Annotated in this window: 12 protein-coding genes and 1 tRNA gene; 5 read left to right on the top strand and 8 right to left on the bottom strand. The window is 70.0% G+C overall.

The features are described from left to right. Positions 1-11: 11 nt before the first annotated feature. Both GVY39_RS13540 and GVY39_RS13535 read left to right on the top strand, forming a co-directional pair. Positions 12-9,329 carry a type I polyketide synthase gene (locus GVY39_RS13540; RefSeq protein ID WP_236565443.1) on the top strand — a complete coding sequence of 3,106 codons (9,318 nt, stop codon included), beginning with the start codon at positions 12-14 and terminating at the stop codon, positions 9,327-9,329. 76 nt (positions 9,330-9,405) lie between these two features. Next, a complete protein-coding gene (locus GVY39_RS13535) occupies positions 9,406-9,843 on the top strand; it encodes a holo-ACP synthase (RefSeq protein WP_043721202.1) in 438 nt (145 codons plus the stop codon). Between the two features lie 37 nt (positions 9,844-9,880). Here the strand turns inward: GVY39_RS13535 and GVY39_RS13530 are convergent, their stop codons facing one another. Next, a complete protein-coding gene (locus tag GVY39_RS13530; RefSeq protein WP_223522150.1) occupies positions 9,881-10,501 on the bottom strand; it encodes a TetR/AcrR family transcriptional regulator in 621 nt (206 codons plus the stop codon). A 297-nt stretch (positions 10,502-10,798) separates the two neighbouring features. On the opposite strand from GVY39_RS13530, the gene GVY39_RS13525 reads away from it, so the two are divergent. Further along, positions 10,799-12,055, top strand: coding sequence for a hypothetical protein (locus tag GVY39_RS13525; protein WP_159924190.1), 1,257 nt, complete (start codon positions 10,799-10,801; stop codon positions 12,053-12,055). Positions 12,056-12,123: 68 nt separating this feature from the next. Here the strand turns inward: GVY39_RS13525 and bcp are convergent, their stop codons facing one another. After that, positions 12,124-12,597, bottom strand: a complete 474-nt coding sequence (gene bcp / locus GVY39_RS13520; protein WP_159924188.1) for a thioredoxin-dependent thiol peroxidase — start codon at positions 12,595-12,597, stop codon at positions 12,124-12,126. A 166-nt stretch (positions 12,598-12,763) separates the two neighbouring features. On the opposite strand from bcp, the gene GVY39_RS13515 reads away from it, so the two are divergent. After that, entirely contained in the window at positions 12,764-12,985 is a 222-nt protein-coding gene (locus GVY39_RS13515) for a DUF3618 domain-containing protein (RefSeq protein ID WP_159924186.1), read from the top strand. A 63-nt stretch (positions 12,986-13,048) separates the two neighbouring features. On the opposite strand, the gene GVY39_RS13510 is transcribed toward GVY39_RS13515, so the two are convergent. Both GVY39_RS13510 and GVY39_RS13505 read right to left on the bottom strand, forming a co-directional pair. Further along, positions 13,049-13,345: an excalibur calcium-binding domain-containing protein gene (locus GVY39_RS13510; protein ID WP_040865425.1), complete on the bottom strand. Its 297-nt coding sequence runs from the start codon at positions 13,343-13,345 to the stop codon at positions 13,049-13,051. A 136-nt stretch (positions 13,346-13,481) separates the two neighbouring features. Further along, positions 13,482-14,459, bottom strand: coding sequence for a pirin family protein (locus tag GVY39_RS13505; RefSeq protein WP_159924184.1), 978 nt, complete (start codon positions 14,457-14,459; stop codon positions 13,482-13,484). 58 nt (positions 14,460-14,517) lie between these two features. Between GVY39_RS13505 and GVY39_RS13500 the strand changes: the two genes are divergently transcribed. Continuing rightward, complete coding sequence (locus GVY39_RS13500) at positions 14,518-14,982, top strand: MarR family winged helix-turn-helix transcriptional regulator (protein WP_159924182.1); 465 nt, start codon at positions 14,518-14,520, stop codon at positions 14,980-14,982. Positions 14,983-15,007: 25 nt separating this feature from the next. Here the strand turns inward: GVY39_RS13500 and GVY39_RS13495 are convergent, their stop codons facing one another. The 4 genes from GVY39_RS13495 to GVY39_RS13480 form a co-directional block, all read right to left on the bottom strand. Continuing rightward, entirely contained in the window at positions 15,008-15,541 is a 534-nt protein-coding gene (locus GVY39_RS13495) for a DUF1992 domain-containing protein (protein WP_159924180.1), read from the bottom strand. Between the two features lie 93 nt (positions 15,542-15,634). After that, complete coding sequence (locus GVY39_RS13490) at positions 15,635-15,949, bottom strand: hypothetical protein (RefSeq protein WP_159924170.1); 315 nt, start codon at positions 15,947-15,949, stop codon at positions 15,635-15,637. 97 nt (positions 15,950-16,046) lie between these two features. Next, positions 16,047-16,673, bottom strand: a complete 627-nt coding sequence (locus GVY39_RS13485; protein WP_159924168.1) for a transglycosylase SLT domain-containing protein — start codon at positions 16,671-16,673, stop codon at positions 16,047-16,049. A gap of 716 nt (positions 16,674-17,389) precedes the next feature. Beyond that, a tRNA-Lys gene (locus GVY39_RS13480) sits at positions 17,390-17,462 on the bottom strand. Positions 17,463-17,671 lie beyond the last annotated feature (209 nt).

Raw genomic sequence — 17,671 nt, 5'->3', positions numbered from 1 at the left:
GTCGAAGCGTCTTGACGATCAACGAGAGCACCAAGGCCGAGGCCGGACAGAGCACGAAGGCGGTTGCCGCCGCCGGGAAGGCCGCGTCGGGCTCGGCGCGGTCGCCGCTGTTGGATCGTCTGCTCGGCGGCGAGCCGTACGCACTCGCCTTCGGTGGGCAGGGTGCGCAGTGGCTGAACGAGCTGGAGGAGATCGGGCGCGACAGCGCGCTGGAGCCGGAGCTGACCGCGCTGGTCAATGAGGCGGCCACGCTGCTCGAGCCGGTCGCGGCACAGTTGCTTGTGGTGCGCCCCGTCGGTTTCGACCCGATCGGCTGGATGCTCGAGAACGAGCTCGCCGACACCGAGGAGGGCGAGATCTCCGCGGCTCCGTCCGAGCGGGTGCTGCGCTCGGCCGCGGTGTCCATGCCCGGTGTGCTGCTGACCCAGGTGGCGGCCGTGCGCGCGCTGCGGCTGCAAGGTCTGGATCCGGCCGAACACGCGCCGGTGGCGATCGTCGGGCATTCGCAGGGTCTGCTCGCGGCGGCCGCGGTCGAAGCCGGCGGCGCGCGGGACGCGGAACTGCTCGCGGTGGCCCAGATGATCGGCGCGGCAGGTGGTTTGGTGGCGCGCCGGCGCGGACTGATGCCGGTCGGCGATCGTTCGCCGATGGTCGCGGTATCCAATGTGGATCCCGAGCAGTTGCGCGCTGTGGTGGCCGAGGTGTGCGAGGGAGCCGATCCGGCCGCGGCCGTGGTGGTCTCGATCCGCAACGGTCGTCGGCGCGCGGTGCTCTCCGGCCCGCCCGCGCAGCTGGAGCGGGTGCGTCAGCGGTGCGCGCAGATCCATGACGAGCAGGCGCGCGAACGCGACACCAAGGTGCGCGGTGGCTCGGTGTTCGCTCCGGTCTTCGAAGACGTGGCCGTCGACGTGGCCTTCCACCACCCCGCGCTGGCCGACACCGTCGACCTGGTGAGCAGCTGGGCCACCCAGTGCGGCTTGGACGCCGAGCTGGCGGGCCGACTGGCGCGCGAGATCCTGGTCGATCCGATCGACTGGGTGGGCATCGTCGAGGGCGTGATCTCCGCGGGTGCGCAATGGATTCTGGACCTGGGCCCGGGCGATCTGCTGTCGCGGGTCACCGGGGGCACGTTGAAGGGCACCGGTCTCGGCATGATCGCGGCCGCCACCCGTGCCGGACAGCGCAGCCTGCTCACCCCGGGTGCGGCGCCGGAGCCGGCGACGCCGTGGTCGGCGTTCGCGCCGCGGCCGGTGCGGCTGCCCAACGGGCGCATCGTGGTCGAGACCACGTTCACCAAGCTGACCGGGCGCTCGCCCATTCTGCTCGCGGGCATGACCCCGACCACGGTCGACGCGAAGATCGTCGCGGCCGCGGCGAACGCGGGCCACTGGGCCGAGCTGGCCGGCGGTGGACAGGTGACCGAGCAGATCTTCGCCGACCGGGTGGCCGAGCTGAAGAAGCTGCTGCACCCGGGGCGTTCGGTGCAGTTCAACTCCTTGTTCCTCGACCCCTACCTGTGGAAGTTGCAGCTGGGCGGTAAGCGGCTGGTGCAGCGGGCCCGCTCGGCGGGCGCCCCGTTCGACGGTGTCATCGTGACCGCGGGCATCCCGGAGCTGGAGGAAGCCGTCGCGCTGATCCAGGAGCTCACCGAGGTCGGCATCCCGCACGTCGCGTTCAAGCCCGGCACGGTGGCCCAGATCCGGGCCGTGCTGCGGATCGCCGACGCGGTACCGGACTACCCGGTGATCATGCACATCGAGGGCGGCAAGGCCGGTGGCCACCACTCTTGGGAGGACCTGGACGATCTGCTGCTGGCCACCTACGCCGAGCTGCGCAACCGCGCCAACGTGGTGGTGTGCGTCGGCGGTGGCATCGGAACCCCCGAGCGCGCGACGGAGTACCTCACCGGCCGGTGGGCGGTGCGGCACGGTTATCCGGTGATGCCGCTGGACGGCGTGCTGGTCGGTACGGCGGCCATGGCCACGCTGGAGGCGACCACCGCGCCGGAGGTCAAGCAACTGCTGGTGGACACGCCCGGCACCCCCGACTGGGTCGGGGCGGGCACCGCGTCCGGCGGCATGGCCTCGGGCCGCAGCCAACTGGGCGCCGACATCCACGAGATCGACAACGCCGCCTCGCGCACCGGCCGCCTGCTGGACGAGGTCGCCGGCGACGCCGACGCGGTCGCCGCACGCCGGGACGAGATCATCGCGGCGCTGAACGCCACCGCCAAGCCCTACTTCGGCGACCTGGTCACCATGACCTACCAAGACTGGCTGGAGCGCTACGTCGAGCTCGCGGTGGGACTGGACCGCCGCAAGGACTTCGACTGCGGCAGCGATCTGGGCGAAGCGATCGCCGAGGCCACCCGCTCGGTGTGGCTGGACATCACCTGGCGCGACCGGTTCGCGGAGATGATGCGCCGCACCGAATCCCGGCTGCATCCGGCCGACCGCGGCGAGATTCCCACGCTGTTCGCCGGCGACGAGGACTTCGAGGACCCGGTCGCCGCGCTGTGCACATTGAAGGACGCCTACCCGGCGGCGGCGCAGACCCTGCTGCACCCGGCCGACGTCCCGTTCTTCGTGTCGCTGTGCAAGACCCCCGGCAAGCCGGTGAACTTCGTGCCGGTTGTGGACGCCGACGTGCGCCGCTGGTGGCGCTCGGATTCGCTGTGGCAGGCGCACGATCCGCGCTACTCGGCCGATCAGGTGTGCGTCATCCCCGGCACCGTCTCGGTCGCGGGCATCACCCGGGTCGATGAGCCGGTCGGCGAACTGCTCGACCGCTTCGAACAGGACACGGCGTACTCCCTGGTGCGTGACGGCGTGACGCCCGCCGCGGTGGACGCGCGGCGCACAGCGGGTGTCACCAGCGGCCCGATCGACGCCGTGCTCGCCGCACCGGACGTCCAGTGGGCCGGGCGCACCACGATCAGCCCGGTGCATCGGCTCGGCGATCTGTCCGAATGGGTCGTCGACGGCCAGGGCGCGGTGCATCCCTCCAGCGGCGCGACACTGGTCGAGACCACCGGCCCCGAGCCGGAGCACGCTTACTTGGAGCTGACGGTTCCGCTGGCGGCGGGCAAGGCGGTGCGCATCCGGATCACCGTGCCGACCTCCGTCTACAACGGTGGTGCCCCGGTCGTCACCGAGGCCGACGCCGACTCGGCCATGAGCGCGCTGCTCGCGGTCGCCGCGGGGCAGGATCTCCCGGAGGTCAAGGGCAAGGTCGCGCACGTGAACCTGGCCTGGACACCGGATCTGATCGCCGACCACGCTGGAGTCACCGGCTCCGGTCTGCCCGCTACGCTGAGCACGCTCGGCCGTACCGTGCCCGACGTGCTGGTCGGCGCCTGCTGGCCCGCTGTGTTCGCGGTGCTCGGCGCGACCCGCACCGCCAAGGGCGAGAGCGTCATCGAAGGCATGCTCGACCTGGTCCACCTGGACCACCAGGTGCACCTGGCCGGCGACTTGCCCGCCGATACCAGCGTGCTCGCGGTGCGCGCGGAAGCCGGGGAGACCCTCGACACCGACCTCGGCCGCGTCGTCGAGGTGCACGTGCGGATCACGGCCATGCTGGACAAGCCGGAGACCGGGATGTCGATGCCGGTGCTGGCCACGCTCACCGAGCGATTCGCGATCCGCGGACGCAACGGCGCGGGCGAGCTCACCGATCCGCCGCGCGCGGCGGGCACGGTGTCCGACGCGGCCACCGACACTCCGCGCAGGCGTCGCCGCGACGTCACGATCGTGGCCCCGCGCACCATGCACGCCTTCGCCGCCGTCTCCGGCGACCACAACCCGATCCACACCAGCGAATCCGCCGCGAAGCTCGCCGGGCTCGGCAGCCCGATCGTGCACGGCATGTGGCTGTCGGCGGCCGCTCAGCACGTCGTGTCGGCGGTCGATCCGGATAGTTCCGCGCCCGCGCGGTCGCTGACCGCGTGGACCACCCGATTCCTCGGCATGGTCCGCCCCGGCGCCGCGATCGACGTGCGCGTCGAGCGCGTCGCGGTCGACGCGGGCAGCGAGATCGTCGAGGTCTCCTGCCGGACCGAAGGCGAGCTGGTGATGACCGCGACCGGTCGCACCGTCGCACCCAAGACCGTCTACGCCTTCCCCGGACAGGGCATCCAGCGCAAGGGGATGGGGCTGGACGCCCGCTCCCGGTCGAAGGCGGCCAAGGAGATCTGGGAGCGCGCGGACAAGCACACCCGTGCGGCGCTCGGCTTCTCGATCCTCGCGGTGGTGCGGGACAACCCGACCTACCTGAAGGCGCGGGGCGTCGAGCACCGGCACCCGGATGGCGTGCTGCACCTGACCCAGTTCACCCAGGTCGCCATGGCGACCCTCGGTGTCGCCCAGGTCGCGGAACTGCGCGAGGCCGGTGCGTTCGTCGAGGGCGCGATGCTCGCGGGCCACTCGGTCGGCGAGTACAACGCGCTCGCGGCCGTCGCCGGGGTGCTTCCGCTGGAGGCGGTGCTCGAGGTGGTGTTCCAGCGCGGTTCGGCGATGCACGAGCTGGTGCCGCGGGACGCGCAGGGGCGCAGCGACTACCGCATGGCCGCGATCCGGCCCTCGCAGATCGGGCTGCCCGACGCGGAGGTCGTCGATTTCGTCAAGGAAGTCGGTGACCGGGTCGGGGAATTCCTCGAGGTGGTCAACCTGAACCTGCGCGGGTCGCAGTACGCGATCGCGGGCACGGTGGCCGGACTGGAGGCGCTGGAGGAGGAGATCGACCGCCGCCGCGCCGAATTCGGTGGCAAGCGGGCGTTCATCCTGGTCCCCGGCATCGACGTGCCGTTCCACTCGACGGTGCTGCGCAAGGGTGTGCCGGAATTCCGGCAGAAGCTCGAACAGCTGCTGCCGGTGGACCTGCGCCCGGAGGTGCTGGTCGGCCGCTACATCCCGAACCTGGTGCCCAAGCCGTTCTCGCTGGAGCGGGCATTCGTCCAGGAAATCGCGGATCTGGTGCCGTCCGAGCCGTTGGCCGCGGTGCTGGCCGACTTCGACAGCTGGGCGGCTCGGCCGACCGAGCTGTGCCGCGTGGTGCTGGTCGAGTTGCTCGCCTGGCAGTTCGCCAGCCCCGTGCGCTGGATCGAGACGCAGGACCTGCTGTTCACCGACGTCGCCGACGGCGGCCTCGGGATCGAGCGGTTCGTCGAGATCGGTCTCGGCGCGACGCCGACGGTCGCCAACCTGGCGAGCCAGACGCTGAAGCTGCCCGCTTTCGGTGGCGCCAAGGTCGAGGTGCTCAACATCGAGCGCGAGGCGGCGATCGTCTACGCGACCGACACCGATCCCGCGCCGATCGACGAGCCTGTCGAGGAGCCTGCGGCCGCCGCGCCTGCGGCAGCGGCCGTCGCCGCCGCCCCGGTCGCCGCGCCCGCCCCGGCTTCGGGCGGCCCGCGACCGGATGACATCGCGTTCACCGCCGCCGACGCCACCCGCGTGCTGATCGCGCTGTGGACCAAGCTGCGGCTGGACCAGATCGGTCCGGTGGACACCATCGAAGGCCTCTGCGACGGTGTGTCCTCCCGCCGCAACCAGTTGCTCGTCGACCTCGGCTCCGAGCTGTCGCTCGGCGCGATCGACGGCGCGGCCGACGCCGACATGGGCGCGCTGTCCGCGACGGTGGAGCGGCTGGCCCGCACCTACCGTCCCTTCGGCACGGTGCTCACCGACGCCATCGGCGATCACCTGCGCAAGGTGTTCGGCCCGTCCGGCAAGCGTCCGGCCGCCATCACCGACCGGGTGAAGAAGGTCTGGGAACTCGGTGACGGCTGGGCCAGTCACGTGACCGCGGAAGTGTCGCTGGGTACCAGGGAAGGAACCAGCGTGCGCGGCGGCGACCTGGGCGGACTGGTCTCCGGTGCGCTGAGTGACGCCGCGTCGGTCGACGCGGCCATCGACGCCGCCGTGCAGGCGGTCGCGGCCCGCCGCGGTGTCTCGGTGTCGCTGCCCTCCGCGGGTGGCGGTGGCGGTGCGACCGTCGACGCCGCCGCACTGGGTGAGTTCACCGAACAGATCACCGGACGCGACGGCGTGCTGGCAACGGCGGCGCGCGTCGTGCTCGAACAGCTCGGGCTGTCGGAGCGGGTCTCCGCGCCGGAGACGACCGAGGACTCCCTGGTCGATCTGGTGTCGGCCGAACTCGGTTCGGACTGGCCGCGTCTGGTCGCGCCCGCGTTCGACGCCCGCAAGGCGGTGCTGCTCGACGACCGGTGGGCCACGGCGCGCGAGGATCTGGCCCGGCTCTGGCTTTCCGACGACGCCGGCAGCGGCAACGGGCCGGTCACCGGGTTCATCGGGGCAGGCGAAGCCGTGGCCGCGCAGGCGAACTGGTGGCGGCAGCGGGCGATGCACGAGGCGCGCTCGGTGCTCGCCGGGCTGTACGAGCGCATCGCCGAGGCGGCCCGCAGCACCGAGGAGCCCGGCCTGTGGTCCTCGGACATCGCGGTGATCACCGGAGCGAGCAAGGGGTCCATCGCCGCGGCGGTGACCGGCAGGCTGCTCAGCGGCGGAGCCACAGTGGTGGTCACCACCTCGGCGCTGAACGACGAGCGCCTGCGCTTCTACCGGAAGCTCTACCGCGACAACGCCCGCCACGGCGCGGCCCTGTGGGTCGTGCCCGCCAACATGGCGTCCTACCAGGACATCGACGCACTGATCGACTGGATCGGCACCGAGCAGGTCGAGAACGCCGGCGGCACCAAGGTCAAAATCAAGGACGCGATGACGCCGACGCTGCTGCTGCCGTTCGCGGCGCCGCGAGTAGCCGGTGACCTCGCCGACGCAGGCGCGCGCGCCGAAATGGAAATGCGAGTGCTGCTCTGGTCGGTCGAACGGCTGATCGGCGGGCTGTCCAAGCTGGGCGCCGACCACGACGTGGACGCGCAACTGCACGTGGTGCTGCCGGGTTCGCCCAACCGCGGCTTGTTCGGCGGCGACGGCGCCTACGGCGAGGCGAAGGCGGCGCTGGACGCCGTGGTCGCCAAGTGGCGGGCCGAGAAGTCGTGGTCGACCCGGGTCACCTTGGTACACGCGCTGATCGGCTGGGTGCGCGGCACCGGTTTGATGGGCCACAACGACCCGGTGGTCGAGGCGGCCGAGAAGGCGGGCGTGCAGACCTGGTCCACTACCGAAATGGCCGACGAGCTGCTCAAGTGGTGCACCTCGCGGGCCCGTCAGGTGACCGTGAGCGGACCGCAGCAGATCGACCTGACCGGTGGATTGGCCAGGGCCAAGCTGGATCTGCCCGCGCTGGCCAAGCAGGCCGCGGAGCAGGCGGAGGCGCGGACCGACGCCGACACGGGGCGCACGATCGCCGCGCTGCCCGCGCCGCCGACCGTGACCTCCGCGATGCCGGTGCCCGAGTGGGGCGAGGTGAGCGCGGATCCGGCCGACATGGTGGTCATCGTCGGCGCGGGCGAGCTCGGCCCGTACGGCTCGGCGCGCACCCGCTTCGAGATGGAGGTCTCCGACGAACTGTCGGCGGCGGGCGTGCTGGAACTGGCCTGGACCACCGGCATGGTCAGCTGGGAGAACGACCCGAAGCCGGGCTGGTACGACACCGCCTCCGGCGACTACGTGCCGGAGCACGAGCTGGCCGAGCGCTACCACGACGCCGTGGTCGCCCGGTGCGGTGTGCGCCGCTACGAAGACGACGGCGCCATGACCGACAACACGGCCCCGCTGATGACCTCGGTCTTCCTCGACCAGGACCTGTCGTTCACAGTGGGCGGCGAGGCCGAGGCCCGCGCCTTCCACGCCGCCGATCCGGAGCACACGGTGATCACGCCGGTCGCCGATTCCGGTGACTGGACCGTGACGCGCAAAGCAGGCACCGAGATCCGCGTGCCCCGCCGGGCCAAGCTGTCGCGCACCGTCGGCGGCCAGATCCCGACCGGCTGGGATCCCACCATCTGGGGCATCTCGCCCGATATGGCCGCCTCGGTGGACCGCGTGGCGCTGTGGAACATCGTGTGCACGGTGGACGCGTTCGTCAGCTCCGGGTTCAGCCCCGCGGAGCTGTTGAGCTGGGTGCACCCCTCGCTGGTCGCCAACACGCAGGGCACCGGCATGGGCGGCATGTCCTCGATGCGCTCGCTCTACGTCGACAACCTGCTCGGCGAGCCGCGCCCGAACGACATCCTGCAGGAGGCCCTGCCGAACGTGGCGCTGGCGCACGTGGTGCAGTCCTACGTGGGCAGCTACGGCGCGATGGTGCACCCGGTGGCGGCTTGCGCCACCGCCGCGGTGTCGGTCGAAGAGGGTGTCGACAAGATCCGGCTCGGCAAGGCCGATCTGGTCGTGGCAGGCGGATACGACGATCTCGGGATCGAGGGCATCGTCGGCTTCGGTGACATGTCGGCCACCGCGGATTCGGCGGCCATGAGCGCCAAGGGCATCAGCGACCGTTACTTCTCCCGCGCCAACGATCGCCGCCGCGGCGGGTTCATCGAATCGCAGGGTGGCGGAACGGTTCTCCTGGCGCGGGGCAGTGTCGCGCTGGAGATGGGCCTGCCGGTGCTGGGCGTGGTGGCCTACGCGCAGTCCTTCGCCGACGGCGTGCACACCTCCATCCCGGCTCCGGGTCTGGGTGCGCTCGGCGCCGGTCGCGGTGGGACGGAGTCCCGGTTGGCGACCGAACTGCGCAAGCTCGGCGTGACCCCGGACGAGATCGCGGTGGTGTCCAAGCACGACACCTCGACGGCGGCCAACGACCCGAACGAGTCCGAGCTGCACGAGCGCCTCGCGACGGCCATCGGACGCTCGGACGGTGCTCCGCTGTTCGTCGTCTCGCAGAAGACCCTCACCGGGCACGCCAAGGGCGGTGCCGCCGCCTTCCAGCTCATCGGCCTGTGCCAGGTGCTGGAGCAGGGCGTCATCCCGCCCAACCGCAGCCTCGACTGCGTCGACGAGAAGATGCGGCCGTACCCGCACCTGGTCTGGGTGCGCGAACCGCTGCGGCTGGGCGATCGCCTTCCGCTGAAGGCCGGTCTGGTCACCTCGCTCGGCTTCGGCCATGTGAACGGCCTGCTGGCGATCGTGCACCCGGAGGCGTTCATCCAGGCCATCGAGCCGGGGCGGCGCGAGGAGTACCAGCGCAGGGCGCAGGAGCGTCACCTTGCCGGACGGCAGCGGTTCGTGGAGGCGATGTGCGGCGGCGCGCCGCTGTACGAGCGTCCCGCGGATCGCAGGCTCGGCGGAGAAGGCGCACCGGCCACGCGGGTTCGGCAGCTGGAGGCCGACATGCTGCTCTCGCCGGAGGCACGCCTCGGGCAGGACGGCGCGTACCGGGTGGACGGAATCGGATGCGCGTAACCGGAAGCGCGGCGGGGCAACTCGCCGCGCCGGGTTCACGCCCGCGCTCGTCGAGCACGCCGTAGGCTGCCCGCCTATGACGATCCTCGGTATCGGCTTGGACTTGGTGACCATCTCCGAGTTCGCCGAACAGCTCGAACGCGCCGGTACGACCATGCTCCGGGAAAGCTTCACCGCGGGAGAGCGGCGCTACTGCCAGAGCAAAGGCACCGACCCGGCGCGCAGCTACGCGGCGCGGTGGGCGGCGAAGGAGGCGGTGCTCAAAGCTTGGGCATCGTCGCGGTTCGCCCGCCGTCCGCAGATCGGGGACAACCCCTATCCGCTGATCGAGGTGGTCAACGACGCGTGGGGCAGGCCGAGCATCAAGCTGCACGGCCTGGCCGCCGAATTCCTGCCCCGGGTAAGGGTTCACCTGTCGTTGACGCACGACGGCGACACCGCCGCCGCGATGGTGGTGCTCGAGGACCCGGGGGAGCTGGCCGACCTCATCGAAGGCCGCGACAGCGCGGGTTGAGCCGCGCGGTGGTCCCGGTTCCCGCCGGGGCCACCCGCTATCGTTCGCTGCCGGTACGCGATTCCTTCTCCGCGACGAGCAGGTAGGCGACCATCAGCCGCTTGAGTTCGGCGACGGCTTCGGCGCTGCTCTGCTCGTCCTGCACCGAGAAATTGAGCATGGAATAGACCACGTGCACCAGCACTTCGGCCATCATGGTGCGCCGCGCGCGCGGGGTGCGCGGTGTGAGCGGCCGCAGCATCTGGGACACGACCTCGGCGAACTGCTTCTCGTGGATCGCGCCCGTGGCCCGGGTGGAGGGGGTGGACTGCATGGCCAGCCACACTTCCCGCCGGGACGGGTCGGTCATCCAGAGGTTGGCCAAGTGGTCGACGAACTGGTTCATGTGCCGCAGCCAGTCCAGCGACGGGATCTCACCGTGGAAGTCGGCCAGCTCCTGGGAAACGGCAACCAGGTCTTGACGGTTCAGCTCGCAGACGATGACGTACTTGTTGGCGAAGAACTGATACAGCGTGCCGATCGGCACCTCGGCCCTGGCCGCCACCTCCTCACAGGTGAACGACTCGAAACCGACCTCGACGAGCAGTTCCCTCGACGCCTGCAGTAAGGCGTCGAACTTGCGTTTGCTGCGTTCCTGCGTCGGCCGGCGTCGCGGCATGAGCTCCTGTGGGTCGTCCTGCAGCTCCAACGCAGGGTCCAGACGGTGCTTCGACCTGGCCTCCGCGCGTACTTCCACGCCTCCAGGCTAACGGTAGGGACAAGCGGGCGATACGCGCATCCGCTGTTCGTGTCCAGGCGTCTCGCTTATCGCTACCCATCCGTGGCCGATGTGGTGCCGAACCTATACCGAGCGCGCGTGCATCGCGACGTGTGTTCCGAGCAGGGGAATCCATGGGGCTCATGGCTTTCGGCAAGTCCGTGAGCTCGGTCAATGCGCAGAGGGAAGGCGTGATCAGTGGTGGCTGAATCTGTGGTGACTCTCGGCGTTTCCACCGAACGAGGAGCCGTGCACGCGGTGGCCCTCGCCGAGGGCGAGAAACTGGCCGACCGGGTACTGCTGCGCCGGGTGGTGCGAACCGACGGCGACGGCAAGGCGGACGTGGCCGCGGCGGTCGAGACCGCGCTCAACGCCCTGGCCGCGGGGCTGGAGGCGGATCGAGAGGTCGGCGGCGTGGCGGTGGTCTATCGGGATGCCGCGGAGCGGCGGGCCATCGTGACGCGGTTGGCGGCCGGTCCGTGGCACAGCGCCTCGATGGTCTCGGCGAAGTCGGCTCATCTGAGCGTGGCGAGCATGATGACGTGGCTCGATGCCTACGACAACTTGCTGATCTGCGAGGTGGTGCCCGGATACCAGGCGTTCACCCTGGTCGACCGCGGCCGCCGGCGGGTGCTGGCCGCGGTGGGGCAGGCGGGCCGGGCTACGCCGCGGTCGCTCGGCATGGGCGTCGCGGCGGCGTGGGAACAGTTGGATGCGGCCGCGGCGCGGCCGGACGCGGTGGCGCTGATCGGCTCGGCGGGCGCCGCGTCGGCGGTGCTGACGGCCGTCGAGGAATTCGGCGCACCGGTGATCCCTTGTACGGTGGCCGCTTTCGCGTCCGCGGCGGGTGCGGCATTGAGCGCGCGACTCGAGCAGGACAGCTATGGCGAGTCGTTGAGCGAGCCACAGCGTGCGCGCGGCGGGGTCGCGGTGTTCGCCGCCGCCGGTGTGCTGGCCAGCGGAATGGTCGTCGGCGGGAGTTACATGCTCAACGACTCCTCCCGCTCGATGCCCACCGTCGTCATGGCGGACTCCCGGGTCGAGGACGCCGGTGCGGCGCAGGCGGGAGATCCGGCCCGGCCAGGCACCACGCACGGGCATGGCTCGTTCGGCGGGCCGCTCGGCTCCGGCGCCGATGGCATCGCGACCGAAGAGGGTCTGGAACAGCGCTGGGGTGCTGCCACGCGCAATCATCCGCTTCCGCTGGTGGCCGCCGACGCCACGGAAGAAGCCGAGACCGATGCCACGGAGGAGGCTGAGACCGATGCCACGGCGCCGCTGGTGCCGGGTACTGGAGTCCCGTCCGATCGCGTGGTGGGCGCGCCCGACGGCGCGCTGCTCTTCCCTGGTGAGGCTCCACCACCTGCCGTGTTCACTCCGGAAGCCGCGGACTGGTGGGACGAGCATCTGCGTTTGATGGCGCAATGGGCCGCGCAGCAGGTACTGCAGGCCTGAGCCTGTCCAGCGGCATCTCGACTTCGGCCCGGCGCCCCTGCGGCGCCGGGCTTTTCGCTGCCGGTCGGCTACACCGACAGGTCGCGGCGCAACTTGGCGACGTGGCCGGTGGCGCGGACGTTGTACTGCGCGACGGCGATCTCGCCCGCTTCGTCCACCAGAAAGGTCGAGCGGATGACGCCGACGACCGTCTTGCCGTACATCGTCTTCTCGCCGTACGCGCCCCACGCGGTGAGCACGGTGCGGTCGGGATCCGACAGCAGCGGGAAGGTCAATCGCTCGGCGTCGCGGAACTTGGCCAGCTTGGCGGGCTTGTCCGGCGAGATGCCCACGACGTCGATGCCCGCGCCGTCCAGATCGGCCAGGTTGTCGCGGAAGTCGCAGGCTTGCTTGGTGCAGCCGGGCGTGCTCGCGGCGGGGTAGAAGTACACGATCACCTTGCGACCGCGGTAGTCGGACAACGAGACGTTCTTGCCGTCGGCGTCGGAAAGCGTGAAGTCGGGGGCGGTGTCGCCGCGGGAGAGTCGTTGGTTGGTGGTCACCTCCAGCACGGTATCCGAACGCCCGGACAAGAGATCTTCGCGCGGCCGGATGGCGCGAGGTGAGGGCGGATACACTCGTCCGCGAGCCCTGGGTGCTCCGCGAACGGCCGAGCATGCGGCCCCGGTTCGTGGCCCGGTGCGGCAATCGACAACAGGAGGGTGGAACGTGGCAAGGGATACCGAGCGGATCGAGCAGGAGATCGAGGCCGCCCGCACTCGGCTGGCGAGCACGCTCGACGAACTCGCGGTACGCGCGGATCCGCACCGCATCGCGGACGACACCAAGCACATCGTGGTCGCGAAGCTCAACGAGCCGAAGGTGAAATACAGCCTGATCGGCGCCGCAGCCCTGTTCGTCGGGCTGGCGCTGCTCAAGATCTTCCGCTGAGCTGTGGAAACGACGACACCCGGTGTGGCGCTGCCCACCGGGTGTCGTCGTTTCGCGGTCGGTTCAGACCGTCGGGCAGGCGAAGCCGTCGCCGTCGGGATCCAGGTGCGGGCCGTAGCCCGGTTCGCCGCGGAACAGCGGCGCACGGCCGGCGTTGCGGGCGTCGTCGCAGTTGGCGAAGGCGCCACCGGCCGAACCGGTCTGCGACAGACCGGCCGAGCCGGTCGCGGCCGAGCCGGTGTCGACGGCCGACGAGCCGGTTCCGGCGGATCCGGATGGGGGGGCGGCTAGGGCGGCGGGAGCCGCGAGAAAGGTCAGTCCCGCGACGGCCGCGCTGACGGAGAGCCGGCGAACGTTCATGTATTCCTCTATGTGGTTGCTGCGGTGGATGCGGCGTCCGACCGGACGCCGCATCCACTGTTGTGACGGGCCGCGCTCTTGTCAACCTCGGGGGGATGGAACTAGGGCATTAGGGGATCCGCCCCCCCGACGCCTTTCATGCGGTCGTCCCGATGGCGCGGATGTGCTCTGCCGGGATGTTTCCCATGCGTCCGGCCTGGTAGTCCTCCATCGCGTCGATGATCTCCGCGCGGGTGTTCATCACGAACGGCCCGTACTGCACTACCGGTTCCCGGATCGGCTGTCCGCCGAGCAGCAACACCTCGAGCGCGCCGGTCCGATTGTCTTGGCGCGCATCGGCTGTCACGGTGATCGAGTCGCCGCCGCCGAAGACCGCCAGCTGACCTTCGCCCAGCGGCCTGCGCTCCCGTCCCACCGTGCCGCTACCGGACAGCACGTACGCCATGGCCGTAAAGTCCTGCGGCCATGGGGTTTCGAGTAGGCCGCCGGGAGTGAGCGAGGCGTGTGCGTAGGCGATCGGGGTGTAGGTCGAACCGGGCCCGGTGAATCCGCCGACGTCTCCGGCGATGAGCCGGACCAGCGCGCCGCCGTCGTGTGAACTCACCAGGGTCAGTTCGCGGGCGCGCAGGTCCTGGTAGCGCGGTGCCGCGAACTTGAGCGCGCGCGGCAGGTTCACCCAGAGCTGGATGCCGTGGAACCAGCCGCCGGAGGCGACCATTTCCTCCGGCGGGACCTCGTCGTGCAGGATGCCGGAGCCCGCGGTCATCCATTGGGTGTCGCCCTCGCCGATGACGCCGCCTCCGCCCTGTGAGTCGTGGTGCACCATGGTGCCGTCGAGCATGTAGGTGACCGTCTCGAAGCCGCGATGCGGATGCCAGGGCGCGCCCTTCGCCTCGTATGGTTCGTAGGCGACGGGGCCCATCTGGTCGAGCAGGATGAAGGGATCGGCGGTGCGCAGATCCATGCTGGGGAAGGGCCTGCGCACCTCGAACCCCGCGCCTTCGCGCTGTTTGTGCGCGGTGACCACGGTGCGGACCTGCCGCGCACGCGAGGTCGCGTCGGAACGGGGCAGGCGTGGCAAAACCATGATGTCGGGAACGGTGACGGCGGGCATCGGGACCTCCTCGAGATTTGGTGTCCATGTCAACCAACCGTGACTACACTTCATTCCCATGGTCCGGTGGTTGAGTGACGACGAGCAGGCGACCTGGCAGGCCTATGTGCGGCTGCGCCAGCGTTTGGATGGGGCGATTTCCGCCGGGCTGGCCGAGGACGGCCTGTCCCTGGCGGACTACGAATTGATGGTGGCGTTGTCGGCGGCGCCCAACGGGTGTTTGCGCGCCAAGGAACTGGCCGCCGATGTGTGCTGGGAGAAGAGCCGGTTGTCCAAGCATCTGGCCAGGATGGACGCTCGCGGACTGGTCGAGCGGCGGCCCGCCGAGGAGGATGCCCGCGGCATCATCGTCCAACTCACACCGGAAGGGCGCGTCGCGCTGGAGCGGGCCGCGCCCAACCACGTCGATCTGGTCCGCCGCGTCTTCATCGAGCCGCTGACGCCGGGTGAGGCGCGAGCGCTGCGCGCGCTGGCGGACAAGGTGGTCGCCGAGGTCGAGCAGGTGACCGAACTGGGGGCCTGATCGGCCGGTGCGTACCGGACGCGAGCTATTCGGGTTCGCCGCCGCGCCGCCATCGGCGCCACCATCGGCGGCGCAGACGCGGCCCGGCCTCGTCGGACAGCGCTGGAGAGGACGCTGTGGTCGCGCTGCCGGGTTGCTCGCGCTTCGGCTCCGCGGCCGAGCGCGTGATCCGCCACTGGGCGACGATCTCGTCGGCGTTCACCGGCGCGATCGGAACGAACGGTCCTTCCGGCATGCGCAGCCAATCCACGATGCGTTTGTTGAGTTCGCTCACCGCCGCACGCACTTGGCGTTCGGTGGTCAGCTCACGCACGTCCTCGGACAGGTGCTCGATATCGCGCCGCAGTAACAGCGACGGCGGTAACAGCGCGTCTCCGCTGACCCCTTCGCGACGCAGATAACCGCGCAGCCACCAGTCCTCGTCGGAAGCTGTGCCCGCTCCGGGAATCGGCTTGCCGGTGCCGGGCAGGTTGTCGAACTCGCCGCGCTCGGCCGCCTCGTGGATCTGCTTGTCGACCCACGATTCGAAAGTCTGCTTCGGCGGCTTGCGCTCGGTCATGGCGACGGCCGGATCGGCGGATACATGACACCACTCTACGGAAGTCTGTAGTAGACGTGGAACGCGTTCTGCGGGAAGGGTTTTCGCCGACGCTCAGGACCACGGTGTGATCGGCGGCTTCACCCAGAGCAGCTTCTCGTCGGTGTGCTCACGCCGGGCCGAAGGATGCTCCTGATGGCGGGCGGCCCACTCGTCCTTCTCCGCCAGCAGCTTCGCCACCGTAGCCCAGGTCTCGTCCGTGCTCGGCGGATTGGTTTCGGCGGCTCTGGCCAGTTTGCGCCGGACGGGTGCGGGCATCGCGAGCACCTCGGCTCCGGTGATGCCGCGCTGCCAGAGGTAGCTCGCCAGCCGCCGCGCTTTCTCGGCGCGGCTCTTGGCCGCCGCGTCGCTGTGTGCGTAGTCGGTCATGGCACGTCCACGGGGTCGTAGGTGCGTCGACCCTAGCCGACCGGCCCGGAAGGCGCCGCAGCCTCCCCGGCGGCGGAGAGGCTGCGTGCGTGCGGACTCAGTACGCGCTGTTGACGTTGTCCATCGAGCCGTAGCGGTGCGCGGCGTAGTTGCAGGCGGCGACGATGTTGGCGACCGGATCCCAGACGTCGAAGGGCGTGCCGGGGACGTGGTAGGCGGCGAAGGTGGGGTCGATCACCTGCAGCAGGCCCTTGGACGGGATGCCCGCGGCGGCGTTGGAGTCCCACAGGTTGATGGCCTGGGGGTTACCGGTCGACTCGCGCATGATGTTGCGGTGGATGCCCTCGTAGGTGCCCGGGATGTTGTTGGCCCGCATGATGTCGAGCGCCTGGCGGATCCAGCCGTCGAGGTTGTTCGCGTAGACCGGCGGGGCGGGGACGGGCAGCGGAGCCGGAACCGGCTCCGGGAGGGGAGCGGGCGCGGGAGCAGGGGCGGGGGCGGGCAGCGGCGCGGGGATCGCCTCTGCGACCGGCGCGGCGACCGGAGCGGGCGCGGCGGCGGCCTGCTGCTCGGCCACCATGGCGATGCGAGACGGGACGCTGTTGTCGGCGACGGACGACGCGGAGCAGGCGGCTACGGCAACGACACCCGCGGCCGCGGCGGCGACGGTGACGGTCTCGCGTAGCGAGGGACGGCGAAGGGCGGAAGGGCGTCTGTCAGGCATTGCGAATCGGTTCCTTGGTCGGGGACTTACTCGATCCGGCCGCGTTCGGGCAGCACGGATCCTGCGGCGTACGCTCAGAGGCGTGCGCCGAAACGGCCATGTGCTGTTGTGTGGTTTTGTTGTGGGGGACCGTTCGTGTCCCCGGAACGCGACACGCTTCGTGCGTGCGGCGCCGGACCGCCCTCGGTGGGGCTCGGCCGCGGTGTCGCGCGGGACTTCGCATCCTCGATGCGAAGAAATGGGGCGGAAGTATGGGATTGCGGGTCCGTTGCCGGATTCCGCTCCGCCGATCACGGGGGTTGGCTGCCGCCTTCCGTGTGATCGTTACCGAATCGGTGTCTACAACTCCTCGGGCTGACCAAACTTCAGGTCGCTTTGTGACCTGATTGCAGAATGGTCACGCTTGGTGAACGGAAGGTAAACAGATTTCGAACGACAGGTGCCGTCGATCTTGGAAAGCTCAGGACCGCGTTGTCGAATCGTTATCCAACCTGGGAGTTTGCTGCTAAACCTCTTGTGCTATAGATCACAGAAGTTTTCGGCTGTATTGCCTGGATTCAGCGGCGGAGCGCGCGTATTGGTGTCTGAATTGAGACAGCTGGTGCTTCTGAGAAAAGGCGCAGGTCACGGCGATGTCACGGGACTGCGGGCGATCCGGAGACAAAAAACCGTGCCCTTGCCAGCCGATGACTGGCAAGGGCACGGTTCTTGTGAAGTGCGCCATCAGGGACTCGAACCCCGAACCCGCTGATTAAGAGTCAGCTGCTCTGCCAATTGAGCTAATGGCGCCTGCTCCGTGTTCCGGTGCGGGACAAACCTTAACAGGCCTGCCCCGCAGAAGTGAAATCGTGTCCTGACCGGCCCTGATGTGCCGGCTTCTCGCCAGGTGGACCAGCCGTAACGCCCAGGCGCGCGGAGTTGATCTATCGGTTGTAACGCTGCAGTGACGGACGTGGTGTTCACATTGGCCTGGACGTGACGCACTGGCAGAATGTCCG

The sequence above is a fragment of the Nocardia sp. CY15 genome, assembly GCF_009829295.1.
Classification (GTDB): domain Bacteria; phylum Actinomycetota; class Actinomycetes; order Mycobacteriales; family Mycobacteriaceae; genus Nocardia; species Nocardia sputi.
Note: the sequence above shows the minus strand (reverse complement) of the source record. Positions and strands in the feature narration are given on the sequence as shown.